The sequence below is a fragment of the Arthrobacter sp. NEB 688 genome, from assembly GCF_013201035.1.
GTDB lineage: Bacteria > Actinomycetota > Actinomycetes > Actinomycetales > Dermatophilaceae > Phycicoccus.
Window position 1 is genome coordinate 1,242,331 of sequence record NZ_CP053707.1, and the last position, 25,098, is coordinate 1,267,428.

At 74.4% G+C, this 25,098-nt stretch carries 27 protein-coding genes and 1 tRNA gene; 15 read left to right on the forward strand and 13 right to left on the reverse strand.

Translation table 11 applies throughout. From position 1 onward, the window contains the following. Window positions 1-2 precede the first annotated feature (2 nt). From HL663_RS05895 to HL663_RS05915, 5 genes are all read left to right on the forward strand, one after another. Window positions 3-452 carry a DivIVA domain-containing protein gene (locus HL663_RS05895; protein ID WP_173027494.1) on the forward strand — a complete coding sequence of 150 codons (450 nt, stop codon included), beginning with the start codon at window positions 3-5 and terminating at the stop codon, window positions 450-452. Beyond that, window positions 449-1,567, forward strand: a complete 1,119-nt coding sequence (locus HL663_RS05900; RefSeq protein ID WP_173027495.1) for a winged helix DNA-binding domain-containing protein — start codon at window positions 449-451, stop codon at window positions 1,565-1,567. The genes HL663_RS05895 and HL663_RS05900 overlap by 4 nt, the downstream gene beginning before the upstream one ends. Before the next feature lie 83 nt (window positions 1,568-1,650). Further along, window positions 1,651-2,157, forward strand: a complete 507-nt coding sequence (locus HL663_RS05905) for a 2Fe-2S iron-sulfur cluster-binding protein (protein WP_173027496.1) — start codon at window positions 1,651-1,653, stop codon at window positions 2,155-2,157. Next, a complete protein-coding gene (locus HL663_RS05910; RefSeq protein ID WP_173027497.1) occupies window positions 2,154-3,155 on the forward strand; it encodes an FAD binding domain-containing protein in 1,002 nt (333 codons plus the stop codon). The genes HL663_RS05905 and HL663_RS05910 overlap by 4 nt, the downstream gene beginning before the upstream one ends. Then, a complete protein-coding gene (locus tag HL663_RS05915) occupies window positions 3,152-5,272 on the forward strand; it encodes a xanthine dehydrogenase family protein molybdopterin-binding subunit (RefSeq protein WP_286175972.1) in 2,121 nt (706 codons plus the stop codon). Before HL663_RS05910 ends, HL663_RS05915 begins: the two co-directional genes overlap by 4 nt. Before the next feature lie 20 nt (window positions 5,273-5,292). Here HL663_RS05915 and HL663_RS05920 read toward each other — a convergent pair whose 3' ends face one another. Beyond that, on the reverse strand, window positions 5,293-6,099 hold the full coding sequence (locus HL663_RS05920) for a spermidine synthase (protein WP_286175973.1): 807 nt from the start codon (window positions 6,097-6,099) through the stop codon (window positions 5,293-5,295). Between the two features lie 43 nt (window positions 6,100-6,142). Between HL663_RS05920 and HL663_RS05925 the strand changes: the two genes are divergently transcribed. Next, entirely contained in the window at window positions 6,143-6,520 is a 378-nt protein-coding gene (locus HL663_RS05925) for a sterol carrier family protein (protein ID WP_173027498.1), read from the forward strand. Then, entirely contained in the window at window positions 6,517-7,374 is an 858-nt protein-coding gene (locus tag HL663_RS05930; protein ID WP_353654114.1) for an LLM class flavin-dependent oxidoreductase, read from the forward strand. The genes HL663_RS05925 and HL663_RS05930 overlap by 4 nt, the downstream gene beginning before the upstream one ends. A gap of 19 nt (window positions 7,375-7,393) precedes the next feature. Here the strand turns inward: HL663_RS05930 and HL663_RS05935 are convergent, their stop codons facing one another. The 4 genes from HL663_RS05935 to HL663_RS05950 form a co-directional block, all read right to left on the reverse strand. After that, entirely contained in the window at window positions 7,394-8,176 is a 783-nt protein-coding gene (locus tag HL663_RS05935; RefSeq protein ID WP_173027499.1) for an anti-sigma factor, read from the reverse strand. After that, window positions 8,173-8,775 carry an ECF RNA polymerase sigma factor SigK gene (gene sigK, locus HL663_RS05940; protein ID WP_286175974.1) on the reverse strand — a complete coding sequence of 201 codons (603 nt, stop codon included), beginning with the start codon at window positions 8,773-8,775 and terminating at the stop codon, window positions 8,173-8,175. The genes HL663_RS05935 and sigK overlap by 4 nt, the downstream gene beginning before the upstream one ends. Before the next feature lie 22 nt (window positions 8,776-8,797). Continuing rightward, entirely contained in the window at window positions 8,798-9,445 is a 648-nt protein-coding gene (locus HL663_RS05945) for a fasciclin domain-containing protein (RefSeq protein WP_173027501.1), read from the reverse strand. Window positions 9,446-9,870: 425 nt separating this feature from the next. Next, window positions 9,871-11,457, reverse strand: a complete 1,587-nt coding sequence (locus tag HL663_RS05950; RefSeq protein ID WP_173027502.1) for a molybdopterin-dependent oxidoreductase — start codon at window positions 11,455-11,457, stop codon at window positions 9,871-9,873. 187 nt (window positions 11,458-11,644) lie between these two features. Between HL663_RS05950 and HL663_RS05955 the strand changes: the two genes are divergently transcribed. Continuing rightward, window positions 11,645-11,887: a hypothetical protein gene (locus HL663_RS05955; protein ID WP_286175975.1), complete on the forward strand. Its 243-nt coding sequence runs from the start codon at window positions 11,645-11,647 to the stop codon at window positions 11,885-11,887. Window positions 11,888-11,976: 89 nt separating this feature from the next. Continuing rightward, complete coding sequence (gene purF / locus HL663_RS05960; RefSeq protein ID WP_173027504.1) at window positions 11,977-13,593, forward strand: amidophosphoribosyltransferase; 1,617 nt, start codon at window positions 11,977-11,979, stop codon at window positions 13,591-13,593. Window positions 13,594-13,749: 156 nt separating this feature from the next. Here the strand turns inward: purF and HL663_RS05965 are convergent, their stop codons facing one another. The 5 genes from HL663_RS05965 to upp form a co-directional block, all read right to left on the reverse strand. After that, window positions 13,750-14,685, reverse strand: coding sequence for a putative endonuclease domain-containing protein (locus HL663_RS05965; protein WP_173027505.1), 936 nt, complete (start codon window positions 14,683-14,685; stop codon window positions 13,750-13,752). Between the two features lie 156 nt (window positions 14,686-14,841). Continuing rightward, complete coding sequence (locus HL663_RS05970) at window positions 14,842-16,329, reverse strand: amino acid permease (RefSeq protein ID WP_173027506.1); 1,488 nt, start codon at window positions 16,327-16,329, stop codon at window positions 14,842-14,844. A gap of 75 nt (window positions 16,330-16,404) precedes the next feature. After that, window positions 16,405-17,394 carry a PH domain-containing protein gene (locus tag HL663_RS05975; protein ID WP_173027507.1) on the reverse strand — a complete coding sequence of 330 codons (990 nt, stop codon included), beginning with the start codon at window positions 17,392-17,394 and terminating at the stop codon, window positions 16,405-16,407. 3 nt (window positions 17,395-17,397) lie between these two features. After that, window positions 17,398-17,565 carry a hypothetical protein gene (locus HL663_RS05980; protein ID WP_169742028.1) on the reverse strand — a complete coding sequence of 56 codons (168 nt, stop codon included), beginning with the start codon at window positions 17,563-17,565 and terminating at the stop codon, window positions 17,398-17,400. A gap of 132 nt (window positions 17,566-17,697) precedes the next feature. Beyond that, on the reverse strand, window positions 17,698-18,339 hold the full coding sequence (gene upp / locus HL663_RS05985; RefSeq protein ID WP_173027508.1) for a uracil phosphoribosyltransferase: 642 nt from the start codon (window positions 18,337-18,339) through the stop codon (window positions 17,698-17,700). A 52-nt stretch (window positions 18,340-18,391) separates the two neighbouring features. On the opposite strand from upp, the gene HL663_RS05990 reads away from it, so the two are divergent. The 4 genes from HL663_RS05990 (at window position 18,392) to HL663_RS06005 (ending at window position 20,478) form a co-directional block, all read left to right on the forward strand. Next, entirely contained in the window at window positions 18,392-18,841 is a 450-nt protein-coding gene (locus HL663_RS05990) for a nucleoside deaminase (protein ID WP_173030027.1), read from the forward strand. Between the two features lie 105 nt (window positions 18,842-18,946). Then, on the forward strand, window positions 18,947-19,201 hold the full coding sequence (locus HL663_RS05995; protein ID WP_173027509.1) for a GlsB/YeaQ/YmgE family stress response membrane protein: 255 nt from the start codon (window positions 18,947-18,949) through the stop codon (window positions 19,199-19,201). A 126-nt stretch (window positions 19,202-19,327) separates the two neighbouring features. Next, a tRNA-Ser gene (locus tag HL663_RS06000) sits at window positions 19,328-19,417 on the forward strand. Between the two features lie 440 nt (window positions 19,418-19,857). Beyond that, window positions 19,858-20,478 (forward strand): DedA family protein, encoded by a 621-nt coding sequence (locus tag HL663_RS06005; RefSeq protein ID WP_286175976.1) that lies wholly within the window; start codon window positions 19,858-19,860, stop codon window positions 20,476-20,478. Window positions 20,479-20,502: 24 nt separating this feature from the next. Here the strand turns inward: HL663_RS06005 and HL663_RS06010 are convergent, their stop codons facing one another. Together HL663_RS06010 and HL663_RS06015 are read right to left on the reverse strand one after the other, a co-directional pair. Beyond that, window positions 20,503-21,048, reverse strand: a complete 546-nt coding sequence (locus HL663_RS06010; protein WP_173027511.1) for a LytR C-terminal domain-containing protein — start codon at window positions 21,046-21,048, stop codon at window positions 20,503-20,505. Between the two features lie 7 nt (window positions 21,049-21,055). Beyond that, the gene (locus tag HL663_RS06015; RefSeq protein WP_173027512.1) at window positions 21,056-21,346 is read right to left on the reverse strand and encodes a type II toxin-antitoxin system VapB family antitoxin; all 291 of its coding nucleotides are present in this window, start codon (window positions 21,344-21,346) and stop codon (window positions 21,056-21,058) included. A gap of 70 nt (window positions 21,347-21,416) precedes the next feature. On the opposite strand from HL663_RS06015, the gene HL663_RS06020 reads away from it, so the two are divergent. Continuing rightward, complete coding sequence (locus HL663_RS06020; RefSeq protein ID WP_173027513.1) at window positions 21,417-23,066, forward strand: helicase HerA-like domain-containing protein; 1,650 nt, start codon at window positions 21,417-21,419, stop codon at window positions 23,064-23,066. Between the two features lie 2 nt (window positions 23,067-23,068). Next, window positions 23,069-24,541: a hypothetical protein gene (locus HL663_RS06025; RefSeq protein WP_173027514.1), complete on the forward strand. Its 1,473-nt coding sequence runs from the start codon at window positions 23,069-23,071 to the stop codon at window positions 24,539-24,541. 43 nt (window positions 24,542-24,584) lie between these two features. Here the strand turns inward: HL663_RS06025 and HL663_RS06030 are convergent, their stop codons facing one another. Beyond that, complete coding sequence (locus tag HL663_RS06030) at window positions 24,585-24,977, reverse strand: hypothetical protein (RefSeq protein WP_173027515.1); 393 nt, start codon at window positions 24,975-24,977, stop codon at window positions 24,585-24,587. Window positions 24,978-25,098 lie beyond the last annotated feature (121 nt).

Consider the following 25,098-nt stretch of genomic DNA (forward strand, 5'->3'; position numbering starts at 1 on the left):
CCGTGCTGACACCCGAGGACGTGCTGACCAGCACGTTCACGCAGACCCAGTTCCGGGACGGCTACGACGAGGGGCAGGTCGACGACCTGCTCGACGCCGTCGCCGAGACGCTGCGGGCGCACGCGGGGACGGGGCGCCCGCCGCGTCGCCCGCTGACGGCCGCCGGCCTGCGTGCCTCCCGGCTCTCGGTGACCCGGATGCGCCGGGGCTACGACATGGCCGAGGTCGACGCGCTGCTCGAGCGGGCCGCCACGGCGCTGGACGCGCTCGAGCGCGGCGGGGCCCCCGCCGGCGCAGCGGCCCCGCCCACCGCGCCGCCGACCGCCTCGCCGCCGTCCGCCCCGTCCGGTGCGCTCGCGGCGCCGTCCGGTGCGCTCGCGGCGCCGTCCGGCCCGCGCGAGGGCCTGGGCGCCCGGCTGCTGCGGGTCCTGCGGGGCGACCCGCGCGGATGAGCCCGCGCGTCCTCGACGACCTCGCCCTCGCCCGATGGCGGTTCCGGACGCTGCTGCTCGACGGGGCGAGCGCGCCGGACGCACCCTCTGCCGTCCGCTCGCTGCTGGCCGTCCAGGCCGAGAACCTCGAGCAGACCGCGTGGGCGCTGGCCTCGCGGACGAGCGGCCTGACGCGCACCGGCCTCGCGGGGCTCCTCGCGTCGGGTGAGCTCGTGCGCCTGCACGTCCTGCGACCCACGTGGCACCTCGTGCACCGCGACGACGTGCGCTGGCTGCTCGAGCTGACCGGGCCGCGGGTGCGCCACCAGGTCGGCCGCCAGCTGGAGCGCGACCTCGGCCTTCCGTCCGCCCGGGTGGCCGCCCTCGGCGACCGCGTCGAGGAGGTGCTGACCGTCGCGCCCGACCGGACGCGCGACGAGCTCGCCGACGCGCTGCGGGAGGCCGGCGAGGAGGTGACGGGGATGCAGCTCATGGTCCTGCTGACGCACCTCGAGCTCGGGCTGCGGGTGGGCAGCGGCCGGCCGCGCCCCGACGGCGGCACCGGTCGGCACACGTACGCGCCCCTGGGTCAACGGCTCCCGGCATCCCCGTCGATGGACCGGGCCGAGGCGCTGGGCGAGCTGGCGCGTCGCTATGCGGTGGGCCACGGGCCGGTGACCGAGCGCGACCTCGCGTACTGGGCGACCCTGCCGCTCGGTGACGTCCGGGCCGGTCTCGCCGCGGCCGCGGGCGGGCTGGGGTCCTTCGAGCACGACGGGCGCACCTGGTGGCACGCACCGGGGGAGGAGCCGCCGGCCCGGTCGAGGACACCGCGGGTCCACCTCGTCCACCTGCTCGACGAGTGGTACCGCGGCTACCAGGACTCGCGGCGGGTCGTCGACGTCGCCGGCCTGCACCCGGTGGGGCGGGAGCCGTCGATCGGGCTGCTCGTCGTCGACGCGCAGGTCGCCGGCGTGGCGCGGCGCACCGTCCGGGGCGGGACGCTGGCCGTCGAGGTCACGCCCTACCGGCCGCTGGGCGCCGCCGAGCGGCGTGCGCTCGGGCGCGAGGCGGAGGCGCTCGCCGGCTGGCTGGGGCGCGAGCTCGCCCTCACCGTCGTCGACCCCGGCGCCTGAGCCCGCGACGGAGGTTCGGCCCGGGGTGCCCCCACCCTGCTCGGGCACGGGTCGGAGGGTCCCGGAGGGGGTACAACATGGGAATGGACACCACCATCGAGCTCACCGTCGACGGGCAGCGGCGGCAGCTGACCGTCGACACCCGCACCACCCTCCTGGACGCCCTGCGTGAGCGGCTGGCGGTCACCTCGCCGAAGAAGGGGTGCGACCACGGCCAGTGCGGCTCGTGCACGGTGCTCCTCGACGGCCGCCGGCACCTCACCTGCCTGGCCCTCGCGGTCGCCTTCGACGGCTCGGAGGTCGTGACGGCCGAGGGGCTGGCCACCGACGACGCGCTGCACCACGTGCAGGAGGCCTTCCTCGAGCACGACGGCTACCAGTGCGGCTACTGCACGCCGGGCCAGGTGTGCTCGGCCGTCGGTGTCCTCGACGAGGCGAAGCAGGGCCATCCCAGCCACGTCACCGAGGACCTCGAGGCCGACGTCGAGCTGACCGACGACGAGATCCGGGAGCGGATGAGCGGCAACCTGTGCCGCTGCGGCGCGTACCCCGGCATCCTCGCCGCGGTGAAGGCGGCGGTGGGAGCATGAGGGAGCTCGACTACGTCCGCGCGAGCGACGTCGAGGAGGCGGTCGCCCTCGTGTCCGGCGACCCCGACGCCCGCTACCTCGGCGGCGGCACCAACCTCGTCGACCACCTCAAGCTCGGCATCGCGCGGCCCGCGCGCCTCGTCGACGTCAGCCGGCTCGGCCTCGACGGCGTCGAGGAGCAGGACGGCTCCGACGGGCGCGTCCTCCACGTCGGCGCGAACGTCCGCAACAGCGACCTCGCCGCGCACCCGGTGGTCCGCTCGGCCTTCCCCGTGCTGTCGCGCGCGCTGCTGTCGGGTGCGTCCGGGCAGCTGCGCCACCAGGCGAGCACCGGCGGCAACCTCCTCCAGCGCACCCGCTGCGTGTACTTCCAGGACGTGTCGACCCCGTGCAACAAGCGCGAGCCCGGCAGCGGCTGCTCGGCGGTCGGCGGCTACGGCCGCCAGGACGCCGTCCTCGGGGCGAGCGAGCACTGCGTCGCCACCCACCCCTCCGACATGGCGGTCGCGATGGCCGCCCTCGACGCCGTCGTCGTCGTGCGGGGCCCGCAGGGCGAGCGGCGCGTGCCCGTCCGCGAGCTGCACCGCCTGCCCGGCGACCGACCCGACGTCGACACGACGCTCGAGCACGGCGACCTCGTGACCGGGGTCGAGCTGCCCTTCACCGACGCGGCCCGCTGCTCGACCTACCTCAAGGTCCGTGACCGCGCCTCGTACGCCTTCGCGCTCGTGTCCGTCGCGGCCGCGCTGGAGCTCGAGGGCGACGTCGTCCGGGAGGTCCGCATCGCCTGGGGCGGGGTCGCGCACAAGCCGTGGCGCGCCACCGCCGCCGAGGAGGCCCTGACCGGGACGACGCTCGACGAGGACGCCGTCCGCGCCGCCGTCGACGCCGAGCTGGCCGCCGCCACGACCACCGACCAGACCGCCTACAAGCTGCCGATGCTGCGGGGCGCCACCACGCGCACCCTGCTCCGCCTCGCCGGGAAGGACCTCTCGTGAGCACCGGGACGAGCACCACCCCCGTCACCCCGCGCTCGATGGGCACCCGCCTCGACCGCGTCGACGGCCCCGAGAAGGTGACCGGCCGCGCGACCTACGCCGTCGAGAGCGCCGCCCACGACACCGGCGACCCCCTCCACGTCTGGCTCGTCCGGTCGACCGTGGCCAAGGGCGAGGTCGAGCGCCTCGACCCGGCGCCGGCGCTCGCCCACCCCGGGGTCGTCGCCGTCCTCGACCACACGAGCGCGATGCGCCTGGCCGACACCGACGACGGCGAGCTGGCCATCCTCCAGGACGCCACCGTGCACTTCCGCGGCCAGGTCGTCGCGCTCGTCCTCGCCGAGACCTCCGAGGCCGCCCGCGAGGGCGCCGCACTCGTCGACGTCCGCTACCGCGAGGAGGCGTTCGAGGCCGAGCTGCGCGAGGACAACGCGACCTACCGCCCCGACACGGTCAACCCGTCGATGGAGACCGACACCGAGGACGGCGACGTCGACGCCGCCCTCGCCGGCGCCGCGGTGCTCGTCGAGCAGACCTACCGCACGCCCTACGAGCACAACAACCCGATGGAGCCGCACGCCACCGTCGCCCGCTGGGCGCAGGACGGCACCGACGGCGAGGTCCTCGACCTCGTCGACTCCACGCAGGGCGTCCACGCCGTCGCCGCCGCGGTCGCGCCGGTGCTGGGCCTGGAGCCCGCGCAGGTGCGGGTCCGGGCCCCCTACGTCGGCGGCGGCTTCGGCAGCAAGGGCCAGCCGCACGCCCACGTCGTCGCCGCGGCGCTCGCCGCCCACGCGGTCCGGCCCCGCCCGGTGCGCCTGGCCGTCACCCGCCAGCAGATGTTCTCGCTGACCGGCTACCGGACGGCCACCATCTCGCACGTGCGCCTCGGCGCCGACGCGGACGGGCGGCTCGTCGGCCTCGAGCACCGGGTGCAGGAGCAGACCTCGGCCGTCAAGGAGTTCGCCGAGCAGACGGCCTCCCCGAGCCGGATGATGTACGCCGCCCCGGCCCGGCGCACGAGCCACCGCCTCGCCGTCCTCGACGTCGCCGTCCCCTCGTGGATGCGCGCGCCCGGCGAGATGCCCGGGATGTTCGCCGGCGAGGTCGCGATGGACGAGCTGGCGCTCGCCTGCGGGATCGACCCCGTCGAGCTGCGGCTGCGCAACGAGCCGGACACCGACCCCGAGACGGGCAAGCCCTTCGACGTCCGCCGGCTGCCCGAGTGCCTGCGCCGCGGCGCCGAGCGCTTCGGCTGGGCCGACCGCCCGGCGCAGGCCCGGGCCCGCCGCGAGGGCGAGTGGTGGGTCGGCACCGGCGTCGCCGCCGCGACCTACCCCGCGATGAAGATGCCGGGCAACCAGGCGCGCGTCACGGCGCTGGCCGGCGGACGGTACGGCGTGGCCATCGGCTGCGTCGACATCGGCACGGGTGCACGGACCGTGCTGACGCAGATCGCCGCCGACGCCCTCGGGGTCGAGCCCGGCGACGTCGACCTCGAGGTCGCGGACACGCGCCTGCCCCCGGCGTCCGTCGCGGGCGGCTCCTCGGGCACGAGCTCGTGGGGCAGCGCCGTCGTCGCGGCCGCCCAGCGTTTCCGCGCCGAGCACGGCGCCGACCCCGCGCCCGGGGCGGAGGTCACCGCGTCGGCGGCCAAGAGCCCGGCCGAGACCGAGACCGCGAACCACTCCTTCGGGGCGGTGTTCTGCGAGGCCCGCGTCAACCACTGGACCGGCGAGGTGCGCGTGCCCCGGCTGCTCGGGGTCTACTCCGTCGGGCGGGTCCTCAACCCCGTGACCGCCCGTTCGCAGCTCGTCGGGGGGCTCGTCATGGGCCTGTCGGTCGCGCTGTTCGAGGAGTCCTGGCGCGACCCGCGCTTCGGCCACGTCGTGACCCAGGACCTCGCGAGCTACCACGTCGCCGCCCACGCCGACGTCCTCGACGTCGAGGCCGAGTGGCTGGAGGAGTCCGACGAGGCCTTCACGCCGATGGGCTCGCGCGGCATCGGCGAGATCGGCATCGTCGGCACGGCGGCCGCGATCGCCAACGCCGTGCACCACGCGACGGGGGTGCGGGTGCGGGAGCTGCCGCTCACGCCGGACCGCTTCCTGTCCTGACCACCGGCGGGTGGTCGGGGTCAGCGCACCCGCCACCCGCCGGGGTCCGGGGGCTCGGGGGACGCCGCCGCCGTGCCGTCGCCGGAGCGCAGCGGGCGGGCGCCCGGGACGCGGCGGGCGACGTCGGTCCACGGCAGCACCCCGGTGGGCAGGACGGCCGAGGCGGCGGCCCGCCGCAGCGTGTAGAGGTCGAGGGGCCCCGGGGACGCCACGAGCACGACGTTGCCGAAGCGCCGTCCCTTGAGGACCTCGTGCAGGCCGACGAACGCGGTGTGCCCGAACACCTCCTGCGCGCCGGCGGCGACCCGGGCGGCGTAGCGCATCCCCGGCTCGTCGGTGACGTTGGCGAGCAATAGGCCGCCGGGGACGAGGACCCGCCGCACGTCGTCGAGCCACTCGACGGTGGTCAGGCCCGGCGGCACCCGGCCGTCGACGAACGCGTCGAGGACGACGACGTCGGCGCTGCCGTCGGCCAGGGCGGCGACCCCCTCCTCGCCGCCGACCGGCCGCACGCGCATCCGGTGGCCGCGGGGCAGGGGGATGTCGCGGCGCACCTGCTCGGTGAGGGCGGCGTCGGGCTCCATGACGATCTGCGGCGAGCCGGGGCGCGTCGCCTGCACCCAGCGCGGCAGGGTCAGCCCCCCGCCGCCGACGTGGGTGACGCGCAGCGTCCCGGCGGGGGCGAGCGCGTCGACGACGAGCGCGAGGTGCTGGACGTACTCGAAGTGCAGGACGGTGGGGTCCTCGAGCTCGACGGCCGACTGCGGGTAGCCGTCGAGGAGCACGGCGGCCACCCCGCCCTCGACCTCGATGCGCACCTCGCCCACGGGGGAAGGCTATGCGTCGGTGGGCTTCGGTAGCGTCGGGGGCATGCCTCCCCGACGCCGCACCGACCCCGAGCTCGGCCGGAGCGCCCTGCGCGCGTGGCACGCCGACCCCGACGGCACCGACCGCGCCACGCGCGGCACGGCCGTCCGGTACGCCCTCGAGGAGCTCGCGACCCGGGCCCCGGGCAACAGCGTCGAGGTCCGGGTGCCGCCCTACGGGGTCGTCCAGTGCGTCGAGGGCCCCCGGCACACGCGCGGCACCCCGCCGAACGTCGTCGAGACCGACGCCGAGACGTGGCTGCGCCTGGTCCAGGGCGAGATCCCGTGGTCGCAGGCCCTCGCCGAGGGTGTGCTGCGCGTCAGCGGCACCCGCGCCGACCTCTCCGGGCTGCTGCCCCTGACCCGGGAGGCGCGCGCGTGAGCATCCGCCGGGGCGTCGTCCTCCTGACCGACGAGCCGTGGGCGGTCACCGCGCCGCGGTGGCGCGCCGTCGAGGAGATGGGCTTCGACCACGCCTGGACCTACGACCACCTCGTGTGGGGCGGGCTTCCCGACAGCCCGTGGTTCAGCGCGATGCCGACCCTCGCCGCGGCGGCCGGGGTCACCGGGCGCATCGGCCTGGGCACCTTCGTCTCCTCGCCGAACCAGAACCACCCCTACACGTACGCGCGCGACGTCATCACCCTCGACGACCTGACGGGTGGCCGGTTCCTCTGCGGCGTCGGCACCGGCGGCGACCTCGACGCCCGTCTGCTCGGCTCCGACCTCGCGCTGCGGCAGCGGGTCGACCGCTTCCACGAGTTCGTGCCGCTGCTCGACCGGCTCCTGCGCGAGGACCACGTCGACCACGACGGCGCCTGGTACACGACGCAGGACGCGCGCACCCTCCCGGGGCCGGTGCGCCACCGGGTGCCGCTGCTCGTCGCCGCCAACGGCCCGCGCTCGGTCCGGCTGGCGGCCGAGCACGCCGACGGCTGGGTCACCTACGGCGGCAAGGGCGACACGCTCGACGCCTGGTTCGACCACGTCCGCGAGCTCGTCAGCCGTTTCGACGACGCGGTCGCGGCCTCGGGGCGCGGTCCCCTCGACCGCTACCTCTCGCTCGACTCCTCGCCGCGGTTCTCGCTGGAGTCCGCCGGCCTGCACGCCGAGATGACCGGCCGCGCCGCCGAGCTCGGCTTCACCGACGTCGTGAGCCACTGGCCGCGGGCGGAGGGCCCCTACGCGGGCGACCCCGCCGTCCTCGAGGAGGTGGCGGGGTCGCTCGGGCGCTGACGCGCGGTGCTCGGGTCCGTCAGGCGACGGCCATGACGAGGATCGGCGTCGTCGTCGGGGCGGTCGAGCCGCCGGCCGGCTCCACGGTGACGCCGACCGCTGCCGCGCCGTCGATCTGCCCGTCGAGCACGGCCTGGCCGCGGCCGTCGGCCGGCGTGAGGAAGCCGGCGGACCGGGCGATCTCGTCGGAGCCGACGTACCAGAGCTGGTAGACCTTGCCGTCCGGCGCCGGGGGCATCCCGGTGACGGTGATCGCCGACTGGTCCATCTGCCGGCTGTAGGCGAGGGTCGCGGTCGTCGCCCCCTTGTGGCTGGTCACCGTGGCGGCGTCCTGGGCGCGCTCGACCTGCTGGATCGCGGTGAGCGCCGGCTGGTCGCCCGACCACGGGCTCCACGCGACGCCACCCACCGCGACGACCGCGGCGGCGGCGGCCGCGACGAGCCAGGTGCTCGTGCGACGGAGGAGCGGGATGACGCGGGCGCCGGTCCCGGTGGCGGCGGCCTCGCCGACCGTCGGCACGCCGGGGGTGACGACGACGGGCTCGTCGTCGGCGCGCAGCTCGGTGACGAGCGGGGGCAGCGGCCGCACGCGGGCGATGCCGGCGAGGACGGCCGAGCGCAGCTCGGCGGACGGGGTGGCCTCGGTGAGGGCGCCGAGGGAGTGCGCGGCGTCGGTCAGCTCGCCGACCTCCGCGCGGCAGGAGGCGCAGGCGGACAGGTGCCGCTCGAAGGCGGACCGCTCGTCCTGGTCGAGTGCGTCGACCGCGTAGGCGCCGCTCAGGTGGTGCAGATCGGGGCTCATGCCGGTACTCCCAACGTGTCCCGGAGGCGGATGAGGCCGTCCCGGATCCTGGTCTTCGCTGTGCCGAGGGGCACGCCGAGCAGCTTCGCGACCTCGGTGTGCGTGTACCCCCCGAGGTAGGCGAGCTCCACGGCACTGCGCTGCGCCTCGGTGAGGGTGGCGAGGGCCCGGCGCACGCGCTGGCCCTCGAGGGAGGTCTGGGCGGCCTCCGCGGTCTGGTCGAACTCCACCTCGCGGGTCGCGACGGAGTGGGCGTCGTCGCGACGGCGAGAGGCCTCGCTGGAGCGGACCCGGTCGACCGCCGCGCGGTGGGCGATGGTCATCAGCCACGAGAGGGCGCTGCCCTTCGTGGCGTCGAACCGGGAGCTCGTGCGCCACACGTCGAGGTACACCTCCTGGGTGACCTCCTCGCTCATCGCGTGGTCCCGGACGATGCGCAGCACCAGCCCGAAGACGCGCCGTGAGGTCGCGTCGTACAGGGCGGCGAACGCCTCCTCGTCGCCACGCGCCGACCGGCGGAGGAGCTCCGCCAGGTCGGACGCGGTGGCAGCCGCCCCCCCGGGCTCAGTGGTGGGCTGTCCCGAGGAGGCGGCTGTCATGTCGACCATCATCGCTGATGCATCAGCTCTCGGGGACGAGAACCTTGTCGATGATGTAGACCGTGGCGTTCGCGGTCTGGACGTTGCCGCAGACGATCTTGGCGTCGCCCGGGGTCACGGTGAAGTCCTCGCCGGAGCCCTCGACGGTGATCGACTTGCCCGAGAGGGTCTTGTGCTCACCGGCGACCTGGTCCGGGGAGAGCCGGCCCTCGACGACGTGGTTCGTGAGAACCGTGGTGAGCAGGCCCTTCGGGTCCTTCATGGCCGCGTCGAGCGTGGCCTTCGGGAGCGCCTCGAAGGCGTCGTTGGTCGGGGCGAAGACGGTGATGTCCTTGGCGCTGTTCAGCGTGTCGCCGAGGCCGGCCTCGCCGACCGCGGTGACGAGGGTGGACAGGACCGGGTTGTTGCTGGCCGCGGTGGCGACCGGGTCCTGCGCCATGCCGTCGAACGAGCCGGCGCCGTCGGCCGGGACGGCCGAGCAGGCGGAGCCGAACGGGGCGCTCGCCGTGGTGGCGGAGTCCGAGGGGCTGGCCGAGGGGGCCGCGGAGGTGGCGGCGGCGGACGAGCTGGTGCCCGAGCCGCTCGTGGCGGTGTCGTCCGAGCCACAGGCCGCGAGGCTCAGGGGGAGGGCGAGAGCCAGGGCGGCGACGGTGAGGCGGGTCTTGCGCATGGGGGTGTCTCCTTGCGGTGTGTCGTTGTCCTGCGTACACATCTGGTTCGGAGCTGCTCGGTGACCGGATGGGTTGCCGGGCAACTTTTTTCGAAGTTCCTCAGATCGGGTGTCGCGCCGGCCCCCGACCACCACTTCTCACCCGCCCGAAACCCCGACTTCTCGGGGTCGCCCCGAGATGTGGACGAGACAGGACCTCGGAAGCCCTGTCTCGGAGCCGAACCCGTGTCCCGGGTCTCGGGTCTCGTGGCCGCCGGACGGCTCGGGCCCCGAGCACCGACCGGCGGGGCACGTCGCCCGGCTGCGGGGCGCTGCGCGCCGGCAGACACGCGACGGCGGTCGGCCCCGTGAGGGACCGACCGCCGTACGTGTCGTGGATCAGTCTGTCGGACGACCCGATGCGCTGTCGGGTGCCGAGGGCGTCGTCACTCGATGGTGACGATCACCGAGTGCCAGCCGGTGGCGCCCTTCGGGAACGGTGTCTGCCGCTTGTCGGTCTGCACCTCGCCGGTCTCGTCGGTCGCGCGCACCTCGAGGGTGTGCCGGCCGGCGGGGGCGTCCCACTCCCAGTACCACTGGCGCCAGTAGTCGATACCGGCGTCGTTGCCCAGCTTCGCCTCGGCCCAGTCCCCGCCGTCGACGCGGACCTCGACCTTCTCGATGCCACGCTGCTGCGCCCAGGCGACGCCGCCGACGACGACCTTCCCGGCCTTGGTCGTGGAGAGCGGCTTCGGGGTGTCGATGCGGCTCTCGGTGTAGATGGGCGCGTCCGTGGCCCAGTCCTTGCCGGTCCAGTACGCCGTCTTCTGCGCGTACGTGGTCGCGGTGAGCTTGGTCAGCCACTTCGTCGCGCCGACGAAGCCGTAGAGACCGGGCGTCACGAGGCGCGCGGGGAAGCCGTGCACCGGGGGCAGCGGCTGGCCGTTCATCCCGACGGCGACGAGGGCGTCGCGGTCGTCCATCAGGGCCTGGAGCGGCGTCGAGATGGTCATGCCCTCGGTCGACTCGCTGAAGATCTGGTCGACGCCCTGCTGCACGCCGGCCCGCTCGAGCAGGTCGCGGACGCGGACGCCGAGCCAGCGCGCCGAGCCGACGTAGGGGCCGCCGACCTCGTTCGAGACACAGGTCAGGGTGACGTCCTTCTCGATCATCGGGAGCTTGAGCAGCTCCTCGAAGGTCAGCGAGAACGGGTTGTCGACCATCCCGTCGACGGTGAGCTTCCACCCGTCGACGCTGACCCGGGGGATGACGAGGGCGGTGTCGATCCGGTAGAAGGCGTCGTTCGGCGTGCGAAAGGAGGACACCCCGCGGACCATCTCCTCGAGGCCCTGGGGGAGGGGCTCCAGCGTCGTCGCCGGGGTCGGGAGGACGATGTCGCCGGTCGAGGTGGTGCTGCGGGCGAGGGCCTGGCCGACGCCGCCACCGGTCGCCGCGACGGCGCCGAGGCCGGCGGCCGCGACGAGCACCGTGCGTCGGCCGCTCGTGCCGTCGCCGTGGGCGGTGCGGTCGGGTCCGGCGCCCGAGGCGGGGTCGGCCGCGTCGGCGCCCCACCGGTCGAGCACGCCGAGGAACCATCCGGCCGCGAGCACACCGACGACGGCGGTCGCGAAGCCCGGGAGGAGCGAGGCGCCGGAGGCCGTCGGGCGGGTCGCCGCGGCGGCCAGCGCGAGGACCGCGAGGACGCCGACGACCGCGAGGCCGACGGTGCGGCGGGTGCGGGCGACGGCCCCGGCGAGCGCGGCGAGGAGCAGCGTGACGATCGTGACCGACCCGACGAGGATCGGCTTGTCGGCGGTGCCGAACGTCGAGACCGCCCACTCCTTGACGGGGGTGGGCGTGGCATCGATGACGGTGGAGCCGACGGCGAGCACGGGGGAGGACTCGGGGGCCACGAAGCCGGCGACGAGGTGGCCGACGCCCGCCCCGGCGGCCGTCGCGAGCAGCGTGCCCAGGGCGTACCAGCCGCGGGCGGGCCGCTGCCGGGCTGCGGTCTGGGGGGAGGTGGTGGTCATGTCAGTCCTTCGGAGCGGGCGGGGCCGGTGGATGGCGGCGGGGGTGCCCTCCCATCCTCGCCCCGCAGGCGGGCCCCGAGCGGCGCCCGCGCGCCCGCGCCCCGGCCGGCGTGGCGGGTCGGCCAACCCTCGACGGCGGCGGCCGTGGATGCGGCCGCCACCCGCCGCGTCACCTACCGTGGGAGGCGTGAAGACCGCACGCCCTCCCCGCTTCCTGCCGTTCATCATCACCGGCGCGGTCCTCGGGTTCGTGGTCGGCGCCGCGATCGCCGACTTCGGCTGGCTGGAGGACACCGACTCGGCGCTGGCCCAGCAGCAGTACTCGGCCACGACGGCCGTCGGTTACCTCGGCGTCCTCGGGGCCTGCCTCTTCGCGCTCGCCGCCGCGCTGCTCGCGCTGGCCCTCGAGCGCTTCTCGCGCCGGGGCTGAGCCCTCCGGTCGGCTCCCGGGCCGCGTCCGCCGCGTCCGGCCGCCGGACTCCCCCGGGGCCCGGCCGCCCGCGTGAGAGGATGGAGCACGTGCCACGCGGAGACGGACGCCTCAGCCACGACCTCCTTCCCGGTGAGAAGGGACCCCAGGACGCGTGCGGCGTGTTCGGGGTCTGGGCGCCGGGGGAAGAGGTCGCCAAGCTCGCCTACTACGGCCTGTACGCGCTGCAGCACCGCGGCCAGGAGTCCGCGGGCATCGCGACCTCCGACGGCACGCGCCTGCTCGTCTACAAGGACATGGGCCTGGTCTCGCAGGTCTTCGACGAGCGCTCTCTCGGGGCGCTGCGCGGCCACCTCGCGGTCGGCCACTGCCGCTACTCGACGACCGGCGGCTCGACTTGGGAGAACGCCCAGCCGACCCTCGACGGCCACGCCGGCGGCACGGTCGCGCTCGCGCACAACGGCAACCTCATCAACTCGGCCGAGCTGCGCGACGTCGTCGCCGGCCACCGGGTCGACGGCCAGCGCGGCGAGCTCGCCCGCGGCAACACCACCGACACCGCGCTCGTCACGGCGCTGCTGACCTCCGACCCCGACCGCACCGTCGAGGCCGCCGCCCTCGAGGTGCTGCCGATGCTGCGCGGCGCCTTCTGCCTCGTCTTCATGGACGAGCACACGCTCTACGCCGCCCGCGACCCGCAGGGCATCCGGCCGCTCGTCATCGGCCGCCTCGAGCGCGGCTGGGTCGTGGCGTCCGAGACCGCGGCGCTCGACATCGTCGGCGCCTCGTTCGTCCGCGAGGTCGAGCCCGGTGAGCTCATCGCCGTCGACGAGGACGGGCTGCGCTCGCAGCGCTTCGCGGAGGCCGAGCCCAAGGGCTGCGTGTTCGAGTACGTCTACCTCGCCCGCCCGGACACGACCATCAACGGCCGCGGCGTCCACGAGTCGCGGGTGCAGATGGGTCGGCAGCTGGCGCGCGAGCACCCGGTCGAGGCCGACCTCGTCATGCCGACGCCGGAATCGGGGACGCCGGCCGCCATCGGCTACGCGCAGGAGTCGGGCATCCCCTACGGCCAGGGCCTGGTCAAGAACTCCTACGTCGGGCGGACGTTCATCGCGCCGTCGCAGACCATCCGGCAGCTCGGCATCCGGCTCAAGCTCAACCCGCTGCGCGACGTCATCCGCGGCAAGCGGCTCGTCGTCGTCGACGACTCGATCGTCCGCGGCAACACGCAGCGGGCGCTCGTCCGGATGCTGCGCGAGGCCGGGGCCGCCGAGGTGCACGTGCGCATCTCGTCGCCGCCGGTGCGCTGGCCGTGCTTCTACGGCATCGACTTCGCGACCCGTGCCGAGCTCATCGCGACCGGGCTCGGGGTCGAGGAGGTGCGCAACTCGATCGGCGCCGACAGCCTCGGGTACATCTCGGAGGACGGGATGATCGGGGCGACCGAGCAGCCGCGCGGGCGCCTGTGCACCGCGTGCTTCTCGGGGCAGTACCCCGTGACGCTGCCCGAGGACGGCCGGCTCGGCAAGGGGGTGCTCGAGCTCGAGCTGCCCCTCGGTGACGACGCCGCGCCGGCGCAGCGACCGCTCGGCGAGCGGCACCCGCAGCGCCACGCGCCGGTGCTCGACGTGCCGGTGCTCGACGTCGACGGGGTGCAGACCTCGGCGGCCGGTGGCGCCTCCGAGGCCGTCCTGCGCCCCTGACTCCACCGGTCGAGGGTGCGGCAGGTCGAGGTGAAACGAGACCGCCAGAGGGTCTTCTTTCACCTCGACCCCGGCGGGGCTTCCCCGCGTCGAGGTGAAACCCGACCGCGAGAAGGTCTTGTTTCACCTCGACCCGGATGAGGGCCGCGGTCGTGGTCACGCCGCCCGCGTCAGTCGTGACCGGTAGGCGGCGCAGATCTGGTCGAGGTAGACCTCCGGGGTGAGGCGCCACCCGAGCAGCCCGACGCGCAGGACGAGGTCGTCGCCCAGCGCGACGGCGTTCTGGCGCAGCGTGTCGTCACCCGGCTGCAGACCCGCGACGTGACCCGCCCCGTCGACCTCGACGACGAGCCGCGCCTCGCGCCACTCGACGTCGAGGTAGGCCCGGCCACCCGGGAGCCGGCGGACGGTCTGATTGGACGGCTCGGGCAGCCCCCGACGACGGCACGCCGCCACGACGTCGAGCTCGCCGAGGGAGTGCGCGCCGTCGGCGACGTCCCTGGCCAGGCGGGGCACCAGCGCACGCCGGGTGCGCATCCGGACCTCGTCGGCGGCGGCCACGAGCTGCTCGCCGGTGCACAGCCGTTGCTGCACCGGCAGCACGAGGAGCAGGGCCGCCTGCCGGTCGCTGACCGCCCAGTGGGCCGCCCGCACCGCGGCCACCGCCGGGCGCGTGCGCGGCAGGCCGCCCTCGAGCAGCTCACCCTCGACCCTGCGCACCACCTTGTGGATGACGACGCCCTCGACGTCCTCGACCTCCGTCGTGTGCCGGACGGACACGTGGACGCGGTCGTCGTCGTACCCGGTCATCCCCGCGTGGTGCAGCGCGGTCACGCCGTCGACGGCCGCGACCCGGTCACCGACCTCCCAGACGCCGCGCCATCGATGGGCCAGGGCGTCGAGGGGGCCGGTGAACGTGGCGACCGTCTGCACCCCGTGCGTGGCCCAGCGCTCGGCCGACACCTCGCGGCGCACCATCCGGTGGTCGACCCCGACGGTGCGCAGCAGGGCGCGCGAGAGCACGCCGCCGTAGGGGGCGGCCAGGTCGCGCGCCGCCCGTCGGCGCGCCGCCACCGTCGCTCGTCCGTCCATCCGCCGAGAGTGCTCCGACGGCGCGGTCGCCACGAGTCCCTGGGCGGCATCTGTGGACGACGCGGCACGCCATCGACCCCTGTGGAGAACGAGTCGAGGTGAAACCCGACCGGGAGAGGGTCGGGTTTCACCTCGAACGGGGTGGTGGGGGCGCGGTCAGGCGTCGGCGCGGACCTTCGCCTCGTCGCCGTCGGTGCGGCCGTGCAGCCGCGAGCGCTTGTACCCGTAGAAGGCGTAGATGCCGAAGCCGAGCGCCATCCAGATGAGGAAGCGCAGCCACGTCTCGACCGACAGGTTGAGCATGAGGTAGAGGCTGATCAGCGCGGCGAGCACCGGCAGCACCGGGTTGCCGGGGACGCGGAACGCGCGCGGCAGGTCGGGGCGGCGCTTGCGCAGCACCGGCACGGCGAGCGAGACGAGCGCGAACGCCGACAGCGTGCCGATGTTCACCATCTCCTCGAGCTTGCCGATGGGCGTCAGCGAGGCGATGAGCGCGACGGCGGCACCGATCATGACGGTCAGCCGGACCGGGGTGCCGGTGCGCGGGTTGGTGCGCCCGAGCGAGGGCGGCAGCAGCCGGTCACGGGACATCGCGAACGTCACGCGGGTCGCGCCGATGATGAGCGTCATGACGACGGTCATGAGACCCGCCACGGCGCCGGCGGCGATGAGCGTCGCGTACCCCGGCTTCCCGACCGACTCGAACGCGGCGGCCAGCGCGGCGTCGGGGTCGATCTTGTCGTACTTGACCATCCCCGTGATGACGAGCGTCGTCGCCACGTAGAGGACCGTGCAGATGACGAGCGAGGCGATGATGCCGATCGGCAGGTCGCGCTGCGGGTTCTTGGCCTCCTCGGCCGTCGTCGCGACGACGTCGAAGCCGATGTAGGCGAAGAAGACGATCGCCGCGCCGGAGACGATGCCGAGCACGCCGTACGTCGTCGGCTCGAGCCCGAAGAGCACCTGGATGAGCGGGGCCGTCAGGCCGCTCGTCTGCTCGCCCGCGGTCGCCGGCGGAATGAACGGCGAGTAGTTCGCGGTGTTGACGAACGAGAGCCCGGCGAAGATGACGAACAGGACGATGAAGAGCTTGACCGCGACGAGCACGAGGTTGACCCGCAGCGACTCCTTGATGCCGATCGCGATGAGCGCCGTGAGCAGCGCGACGAGGACGAAGGCCGGCAGGTCGAAGTGCGACCCGGGCGCGACGGCCTCGGGCACCGTGATGCCGAACTTGTCGAGCAGGAGGGTCGCGTACTGCGACCAGCCCTGGGCCACGACGCTCGCGCCGAGCATCAGCTCGAGCAGCAGGTCCCAGCCGATGATCCACGCGACGATCTCGCCGAGGGACGCGTACGAGAACGTGTACGCCGAGCCGGAGACCGGCACGGTGGAGGCGAACTCGGCGTAGCAGAGGGCGGCCAGGCCGCAGCAGACGGCGGCGAGCACGAACGAGATCGCGATCGACGGGCCCGCGTAGTTGGCGGCCGCGCGCCCGGTCAGCGTGAAGATGCCGGCGCCGATGATGACGCCGATCCCGAAGACGGTGAGGTCGACGGCGGACAGCTTCTTCTTGAGCTGGTACTCCGGGTCCTCGGTCTCCCGGATCGACTCCTCGATCGACTTGGTCCGCATCACGCCCATGACAGGTCTCCCATCGTCGCTGCTCCCCGGCCCCCGCGACGCTAGCGGACCACCCGGCGGTTGCGGGGGATGCGGTCAGGGCCGCTCGTCGACCCAGTCGCGCGGCGGGTAGAGCGGGATGGCCCGGACGTGGTCGTCGCGGGTGCCGTCGTCCGCGCGCGGCGCCGGGGAGTCCTGGTCGAAGGGGACGTCGTCCGCGCGAGATCCGGTGCGCACGACCGGGATCTCGCCGGTGTCGCCGAGCAGCCGGGGGGCGAGGTTGGAGCTGCGGTACCAGGACTCGGGGGAGCCCCCGGACAGCCCCTCGGGCATCGCGGGGTAGCCGGGGTCGGTGACCGAGACGCCGCCGCCGGGCAGGATCGGGCCGGGGTCGCGCGGCCCGCGACCCCGTGGCGGACCCCCGCCACCGTCGTCCGGGCCGTCGGGGCCTTCTGGTCCGTCACCGCCGCGCCGCGGGCGGCGGGGCAGCTTCGGCCACGACCGCCCTGTGCCGGAACGGCGTTCGCGCGGCTTCTCGCCGAAGATCTCGGAGTTGAGCGCGGCGTTGACGTGGTCGGGCTCGGGGATGAACGTCAGCTCGCGCAGCCCCTGCTCCTGGCCGGCGCTCTCGATGATGATGGTGCCGAACCCGAGCAGCTCACCGACCAGCGGGCGGCGGTAGGTCATGTCCGTGACCTTGGTCAGGCGCATCATCGGCACGCTGACGTCGAGGACGCCCTCGTGCCGGAGGATGCGCTTGTTGGTCACGACGATCCAGCGGTAGCGCCGCTGGAGCTCGGCCCAGCCGAGGCGGGCCAGGCCGACGAGCAGGACGATGCCGGTCAGCCGCAGCAGCGGCTCGGCGACGTGCAGCCCCGCGTCGAACCAGACGTAGACGACGAACGCGGCGAGCGGCCAGAGCGCCTGCCGCACGAGCACCGCCGGGTGCTGACGGGTGCGGATGACGATGCGCTCGCCCTCGGCGAGCTGGCGCTCCAGGCTCCGGGCGACGCGCCGGGGCATCGCCTCGAGGTCGACCTCGACGCTGTCCGGGGTCCCGTCCGTGACGGAGTGGGCCCGGCGCACGGGTCAGCCGTTCAGCAGGCTGTCGAAGAAGCGGCCGATGTTGCTCACGCCGTTGGAGACGACGTCCCAGGCCGAGCCGAAGATGCTCGCGGCGGAGTCGGGCGAGGTGAGGATCGCGTACAGCAGGAAGACGACGACGAGCCACATCACGATCTTCTTGACCGGGGGCATGGCGTGGATCCTCCTGCGTGCGGGCGCGGCGTGGGGCACGCCTCGCCGATGATCGTCCCAGATGTGACGGGTGTGACGGACGAGGTGGCTGGGACCGGGCGTGTCGCGCCCGGCCCCGGCCGGGTCGGGGACCTACTGGGCGACGCCGTAGAGGCGGTCGCCGGCGTCGCCGAGGCCCGGCACGATGTAGCCGACCTCGTTGAGCTTCTCGTCGATCGCGCCGGTGACGAGGGTGACCGGCGCCGCGATGTCGGCGACCGACTCCTCGAGGTGCGCGATGCCCTCGGGGGCGGCGAGCAGCGTGACGGCGGTGATGTCGTCGGCGCCGCGCTCGGCGAGGAAGTGGATGGCGTCGGCCATCGAGCCGCCCGTCGCGAGCATCGGGTCGAGGACGTAGACCTGGCGGCCGGAGAGGTCGTCGGGCAGCCGGTTGGCGTACGTGACCGCCTCGAGGGTCTCCTCGTCGCGCTGCATCCCGAGGAAGCCGACCTCGGCGCTCGGCAGCAGCCGGACCATGCCCTCGAGCATCCCGAGCCCGGCGCGCAGGATGGGGACGATGAGCGGCTTGGGGTTGGAGAGCTTGATGCCCGTCGTCGGCGCGACCGGGGTCTCGATCTCGAACGGCTCGATGCGCACCTCGCGCGTCGCCTCGTAGGCGAGGAGGGTCATCAGCTCCTCGGCGAGGCGGCGGAAGGTCGGCGAGTCCGTCCGCTTGTCCCGGAGGTAGGTCAGCTTGTGGGCGATGAGCCGGTGGTCCGGGTTGATCACGCGCATGGGTGAAACTTAGCGCGTGCCGACTCCACCCGACCCCGCCGCCGAGGCGTGGATGCGCCGGGCGCTGGCCCTCGCCGGGCGCGCCGCGGCCGCGGGGGACGTGCCGGTCGGGGCGCTCGTCGTCGACCCCGCCGGCGTCGTCGTCGGCGAGGGCTTCAACGTCCGCGAGGCCGAGGGCGACCCCACCGGGCACGCCGAGGTCGTCGCGCTGCGGGCGGCCGCGCGCACGCTCGGGACGTGGCGCCTGGAGGGGTGCCGGCTCGTCGTGACGATGGAGCCCTGCCCGATGTGCGCCGGCGCCCTCGTCCTCGCCCGCGTCGCCCAGGTCGTCCTCGGGGCGTGGGACCCCAAGCTCGGGGCGTGCGGCTCGGTCTGGGACGTGCCGCGCGACCGGCGCGTGACGCACCGCGCCGAGGTTGTCGGTGGGGTGCTCGAGGAGGAGTGCGGTGCCCTCGTCCGGGACTTCTTCGCCGGCCACCGCGGGGGTCCGGCAGGGTCCTGACCAGTTGGTCTGCACCGTGTCAAAACTCTGTCGAAGGTTCCTGCTAGGTTCGACACGAACGGTCCCGACCGGGGCCGTGCACGTGTGACACGAAAGGGCCACCCCATGGGCATCATCGGCTGGATCATCATCGGCGGTCTCGCCGGCTGGGTCGCGAGCAAGATCATGAACACCGACGCGCAGCAGGGCATCATCCTCAACATCGTCGTCGGCATCATCGGCGCCCTCATCGGCGGCTTCCTCCTCGGCGCGTTCGGCGTCGACACGGACGGCAGCGGCGTCATCGTCAGCTTCATCACCGCGCTCATCGGCGCCTGCATCCTCCTGTTCGCCGTCAAGGCGGTCACCAAGCGGGCCTGACCCGGTTCGGCCGGACATCACCGGCCGCCCCCTCCCGACGCCGCCCCCACCCTCCGCGGGGGCGGCGTCGTGGCGTCCCCGGCCCCGATTTCCGGCCGGTCCGGGGGCTCGGGTAGCCTCTCCGGCGGTGGCGTGTCCGAGCGGCCTAAGGAGCACGCCTCGAAAGCGTGTGAGGGTTTACGCCCTCCGTGGGTTCAAATCCCACCGCCACCGCCAGGCAGGAGCCCCCGGGAGCACGACGCCGGGGGCTTTCCTGTTGCCCGGGGCCGGGGACCGCGGTCCCCGACATCCATCGCGCCGGCCCGACCATTCCGTGCCGCCCCCATGTCGTCGTGCCGCCCCCGTTTCGCCGTGCCGCCCCGACCTTGCCGCGCCGCCCCGACCTCGCTGCGCCGCCCCGCCTCGCACTGCCGGTCTGATCTCGCCGCGCCGACCTGCCACGGCACCCCGGCAGGGCGATCCGGCCCCGTCGGGACGGGCTCGACCCGGTCCCGCACCGATCCCTCGCACCGCGGGAGGTTTCGCTCCCACTGCGGCAGGTTTCCCTCCCGCGGTGGGGGGAGGTCGGGAGGGGGCGCCCCGGGGGCGGGGCAGGCCGGGACGCACAGCGGACCCACAGCGCCCTCCCGGCCGACGTCCTGGCCGGGCGGGGGATGATGGCGCTCGTGTCCAGCCTCCTCGAGCAGATCCTCGGCCAGCCGGCGTGGGTGGTCTACCTCGTCGTCGGGCTCGTCGTCCTCGTCGAGGACGCGCTCTTCGTCGGCTTCGTCGTGCCCGGCGAGACGGCGGCCATCCTGGGCGGCGTCACCGCCGCCATCGGCCACACCTCGCTGCCCTGGGTGGCGCTCGTCGTCGTCGGCACCGCGATCGTCGGCGACAGCATCGGCTACGAGGTCGGGCGGGTGCTCGGGCCCCGGCTCACGGAGGCGCGGGTGCTGCGCCGCGCGCGGCCACGCATCGAGCAGGCCCAGGACTTCCTCGTCCGCCGCGGCGCGGTGTCGGTCTTCCTCGCCCGCTGGACGGCCTTCCTGCGCGCCGTCGTGCCGGCGCTCGCCGGCTCCTCGGGCCTGCGCTACCCGACCTTCCTCGTGTGGAACCTGCTCGGCGGCCTCGCCTGGGGGCTCGCGACGGTCGTCGGCGGCTACCTCGCCGGGCGCAGCTACCAGCGCCTCGAGAGCTGGCTCGGGACGGGCTCGCTGGTCGTCGTCGCGCTCGTCGTCGTGGCCGCGGTCCTCGTCCACCGTCGCCGCCGCACGGTGCAGCGCTCCGCGGCCTGACCCCGGGACCGCCCCGCCGTCGGCTCAGGAGGCCGACGGCTCCGGGCACATCGGCAGCCCGCCGGTGGGCGCGACGTAGGGCCGCAGCGTCGTGAACTTCGTGCCGAGCGCGATCTCGACGCTGCCGTCGGCCCGCTTGTCGTTGACCGCCTTCGAGCCCTTCGGCATGACCGTGAGGAGGAACTGGCCGTCGGCGCGGCCGGCGGGGCCGTAGCGGACCTCGGCAACCGCGGGAGTCTTACGCCCCGACTCGTCGTTGCCGACCTTGCCGACGACGAAGCCCTGCTTCTCGAGGAGCTGGGCCGTGCGGGAGGCGAGGTTGGCGCGGTTCGTCGCGTTGTAGACGTCGACCGTCACCTGTCCCGGCACCCGCTCGTCCGGGTCGAAGGGCCGGCACGTCGCGGCGGGCGGGCGGCTCGCGCGGGCCTGCTCGTCGGCGCGGTAGTAGGAGAGGCCGTACCAGAACGCGAAGAACAGCCCGAGGAGGACGACGCCGATGACGACGGCCGAGCGACGGCGCCGCGCCCGGGCCTCGACGGAGGCCGGCGACTCGCTCGTGTACTCGCTCACGACGGGCTCAGAGGGTCAGCACGCGGGCGTGCAGGGTCGGGCGCTGGTGCAGCGCGGCGCGCAGGGCGCGGTGGAGACCGTCCTCGAGGTAGAGCGTGTCCTCCCACTCGACGACGTGCGCGAAGAGGTCGCCGTAGAAGGTCGAGTCCTCGGCGAGCAGCGCGTGCAGGTCGAGCTCGCGCTTGGTCGTCACGAGCTCGTCGAGGCGCACGAGCCGCGGCGGCACGGTCGACCACTGCCGCCCCGTGTACCCGTGGTCCGGGTACGGGCGCGCGTCACCGACGGCCTTGAAGATCACGGCGACCACTCTATGGGCCGAGCCCGCGAGGTCCGGCCGCGAAACCCCGGCGGGGGTTAGATTGACGCGCGTGAGCGACAGCACCGAGAACCCCCTCCTCGACGCGATCCGGGCCGGCTACACCGTCGAGGGCCCGGCCCTCGAGCTCGGGGCGGCGGTCGTCGACGGCACCGCTCACCCGGACGCCGTCGTCCGCATCCCCCTGTCGGCGATGAACCGCCACGGCCTCGTCGCGGGCGCCACAGGCACGGGCAAGACGAAGACGCTCCAGCTGATGGCCGAGCAGCTGACGGCCCAGGGCGTGCCGGTGTTCCTCGCCGACGTCAAGGGCGACCTGTCGGGGATGGCCACCGCCGGCGAGGCGAACGACCGGGTCACGGCGCGCTCCCAGGACGTCGGTCTGCCGTGGACCCCGACCGCCTACCCGGTCGAGTTCTTCGCGCTCGGCGGCCAGGGCAAGGGGATCCCGGTGCGCGCCGCGGTGTCGACCTTCGGGCCGACGCTGCTCGCGAAGGTGCTGGGGCTCAACGCGACCCAGGAGTCCAGCCTCGGCCTCGTCTTCCACTACGCCGACAAGCGCGGCCTCTTCCTCGACACGATCGCCGACCTGCGCGCGGTCGTGCAGCACCTGACCTCCGACGAGGGCAAGGCGGACCTCAAGGAGCTCGGCGGGCTGTCGTCGGCGACGGCGGGCGTCATCCTCCGCGAGCTCATCACGTTCTCCGACCAGGGCGCCGACGCGTTCTTCGGCCTCCCCGAGCTCGACACCGCACAGCTGCTGCGCACCGCACCTGACGGGCGCGGGCTCGTCTCGATGCTCGAGCTGCCGGCGGTGCAGGACCGGCCGCAGCTGTTCTCGACCTTCCTCATGTGGCTGCTCGCGGACCTCTTCCACGACCTGCCGGAGGTCGGCGACCTCGACAAGCCCAAGCTCGTCTTCTTCTTCGACGAGGCGCACCTGCTCTTCTCGGACGCGTCGAAGGAGTTCGTCGACGCCATCCAGCAGACCGTCCGGCTCATCCGCTCCAAGGGTGTCGGCGTGTTCTTCGTGACGCAGTCGCCGAAGGACGTCCCGGGCGACGTCCTCGCCCAGCTCGGCAACCGGGTGCAGCACGCGCTGCGGGCCTTCACCCCGGACGACGCCGCCGCGCTCAAGGCCGCCGTCAAGACCTACCCGAAGACCGACTACGACCTCGCGCAGCTGCTCACCTCGCTCGGCACCGGCGAGGCCGTCGTCACGGTCCTGTCCGAGAAGGGGGTCCCGACCCCCGTCGCGTGGACGCGGATGCGCGCCCCCGAGTCACTCATGGGCCCCTCGCCCGACGCGGTCGTCGACGCCGCCGTGGCCGCCTCGCCGCTGACCGCGCAGTACGCCCAGGCGCAGGAGCGCGACTCCGCGGCCGAGATGCTCGGCAAGGCGACGCAGGAGCGCACCGCAGCCCAGCAGGCGGCCGCCGAGGCCGAGGCGCGCGCGAAGGCCGACGCCGCAGCCGCCCAGGAGGCCGCGAAGGCGCGCGCCGCGGCCGAGCAGGCGGCGGCCAAGGAGCAGGCGGCGGCCGAGAAGGCCAGGGCCGCGGAGGAGCGCCGCCGCGCCCAGGACCCGGGCATGGTCGAGCAGGTCGTGCAGTCCTCGGCCTTCCGCTCGATGCTGCGCTCGGCCGGGACGGCGCTCGGCCGCGAGATCACCCGGTCCATCTTCGGCACCGCCCGGAGGCGCTGACCGTGCAGGCCCAGGAGCTGATCGAGCACGCCCGTTTCGGGCACGGCTACCTCCTCCAGCTCGGTGGCGCCGTCCCGGCGCACGTCGAGGGCTGGCCGACCCGTCCTGTCGGTGAGGCGGTGCTGCGCACGCACCCGCGCACGGTCGTCCACGCGTCGGCCGGTGCACCGGAGGAGAGCCTCCAGGTCGTCGTCTGCGGGCAGCCGCTCGACGTCGACGCCGGCACGGCCGACGGCGCGGTCGTCGCCGACCGCGTGCTCGCCGCGCTGCGGATCGGTGACGACGCCGTCCTCGAGGCGCTGTCCGCCCTGTCTGGACGCTGGACGGCGTTCCTGCGCAAGGGTTCCCGGCTCGTCGTCTCGCCGGACTCGCACGCCACCCAGCCGGTGTTCTGGTCGGCGCGCCCGCGGCGGGTGCTGCGCAGGCCCGCGCTCGCGATCGGGTCGCACGCGGTGCTCGCGGCCGGGGTCGTCGACGCCGGCCCCGACCACGAAGGCATCGAGCTCTACGAGCGGATCCGCGACTTCCGGCCCAAGGGGACGATCTTCATGCCGGGGCTGAGGACGACGCACGAGGGGGTGCTGCCGGTCTTCCCCAACTGCGTGCTCGACGTCGACCTCGCCGCCCCCGACCGCGCCGTGCACCGCCGCGTGTGGCCGGTGCGCGAGCGGGTGCCCTCGAGCGCCGACGAGGTCTTCCCGCGGTTCGCCGAGCGCTTCGACGCCCTCGCGCGGCTCACCGCGGGCCTCGGCCGGGTCGGCATCAGCCTGACCGCCGGCCTGGACTCGCGCACGACCCTCGTCGGAGCGCGACCGCACCTCGACCCCGAGGACTTCACCTACACCTACCTCAACCCGCGCGACCTGCCGATCAACCCCGGTGTGCAGGAGGACCTCTACGGCGCCAACGAGCTCGCCTTCCGGGCGGGGCTGCGGCACAGGGTGATCCGCTGGCGCAACCCCGGCCCCGAGGACCCCTTCCGGATCGCGCACGAGCAGTCGTTCCCGGGTCTCGCCTCGTCGCTCGGCGCCGCCACCGCGATGTTCCACGACCTCCCGCACGACTTCGTCGAGCTGCAGTCGATCCTCGCCGAGATCGGCACGTACTTCTACGGCGAGGAGCGCCGCGTCGACCCCGAGCCGACGCCCCGCGCGCTCGCGGTCCTCACCTACGGCAAGCCGACCGCCGGCCGCCCGGCGTACGTCGCCGAGTTCGAGCGGCTCGTCGAGTACACCGGCTTCACCGCGGACGCGCTGGCCGGCCACGACTTCCACGACATCACGTACTGGGAGCACCGGATGGCCAAGTGGGCGGCCCGCAAGTTCCAGGAGGGCGACATGGGCCACCGGGTCGCGCTGCCCTTCGCCGACCGCACGCTCATCGAGCTCATGCTCTCGCTGCCCGCGCGCGACCGCTTCGACAAGGTGCTGCTGCACCGCTTCCTCGCGCGGGAACCCGAGCTCGCGGCGGTCTGACGCCGGTCGGCCACCCTCGTCCGGATGGAGCGCAGCCCGGCGGTCAGAGCGCCAGCACGGCTCGCGCGTAGGCGCACTCGAGGTCGGCGTCCTGCACCGAGTGCAGGTCGCCCGGGCCCGTCGCGTAGTCGACCCGCCACCCGGTGGCGGTGCGCACGACCGCCGACAGCCGGTCGCCGAGGAGGCCGCGCAGCTGGTCCTCGCGAGGGAGCCACAGCGCCTGGTCGAGGGTGACCGAGTCGAGCGCCCACTCGGTCGTGCCGTTGAAGCCGAGCAGCGAGCGGCCGCCGTAGGAGCGCACCTCGACGGTGAGGTCGGAGATCCAGAAGACGTCGCCGGTCAGCAGCTCGGCGTCGATGACGAAGCGGTCGCCGGCCGCGGGCTCCCAGAGCACACCGGCCTCGACGAGGTCGCGGGCCAGCTCGACGGTGATCACCGTCCCAGTGTCACCCGCGCGGGCGCCGCACGGTGAGGTCCGTGCAGCGGCATCGGCACCACTGCCCGGCCCGGCGCCGCCTCCCGGCCCCGGGTGGCGCCGGTCGGATGCGGGCGCGGCA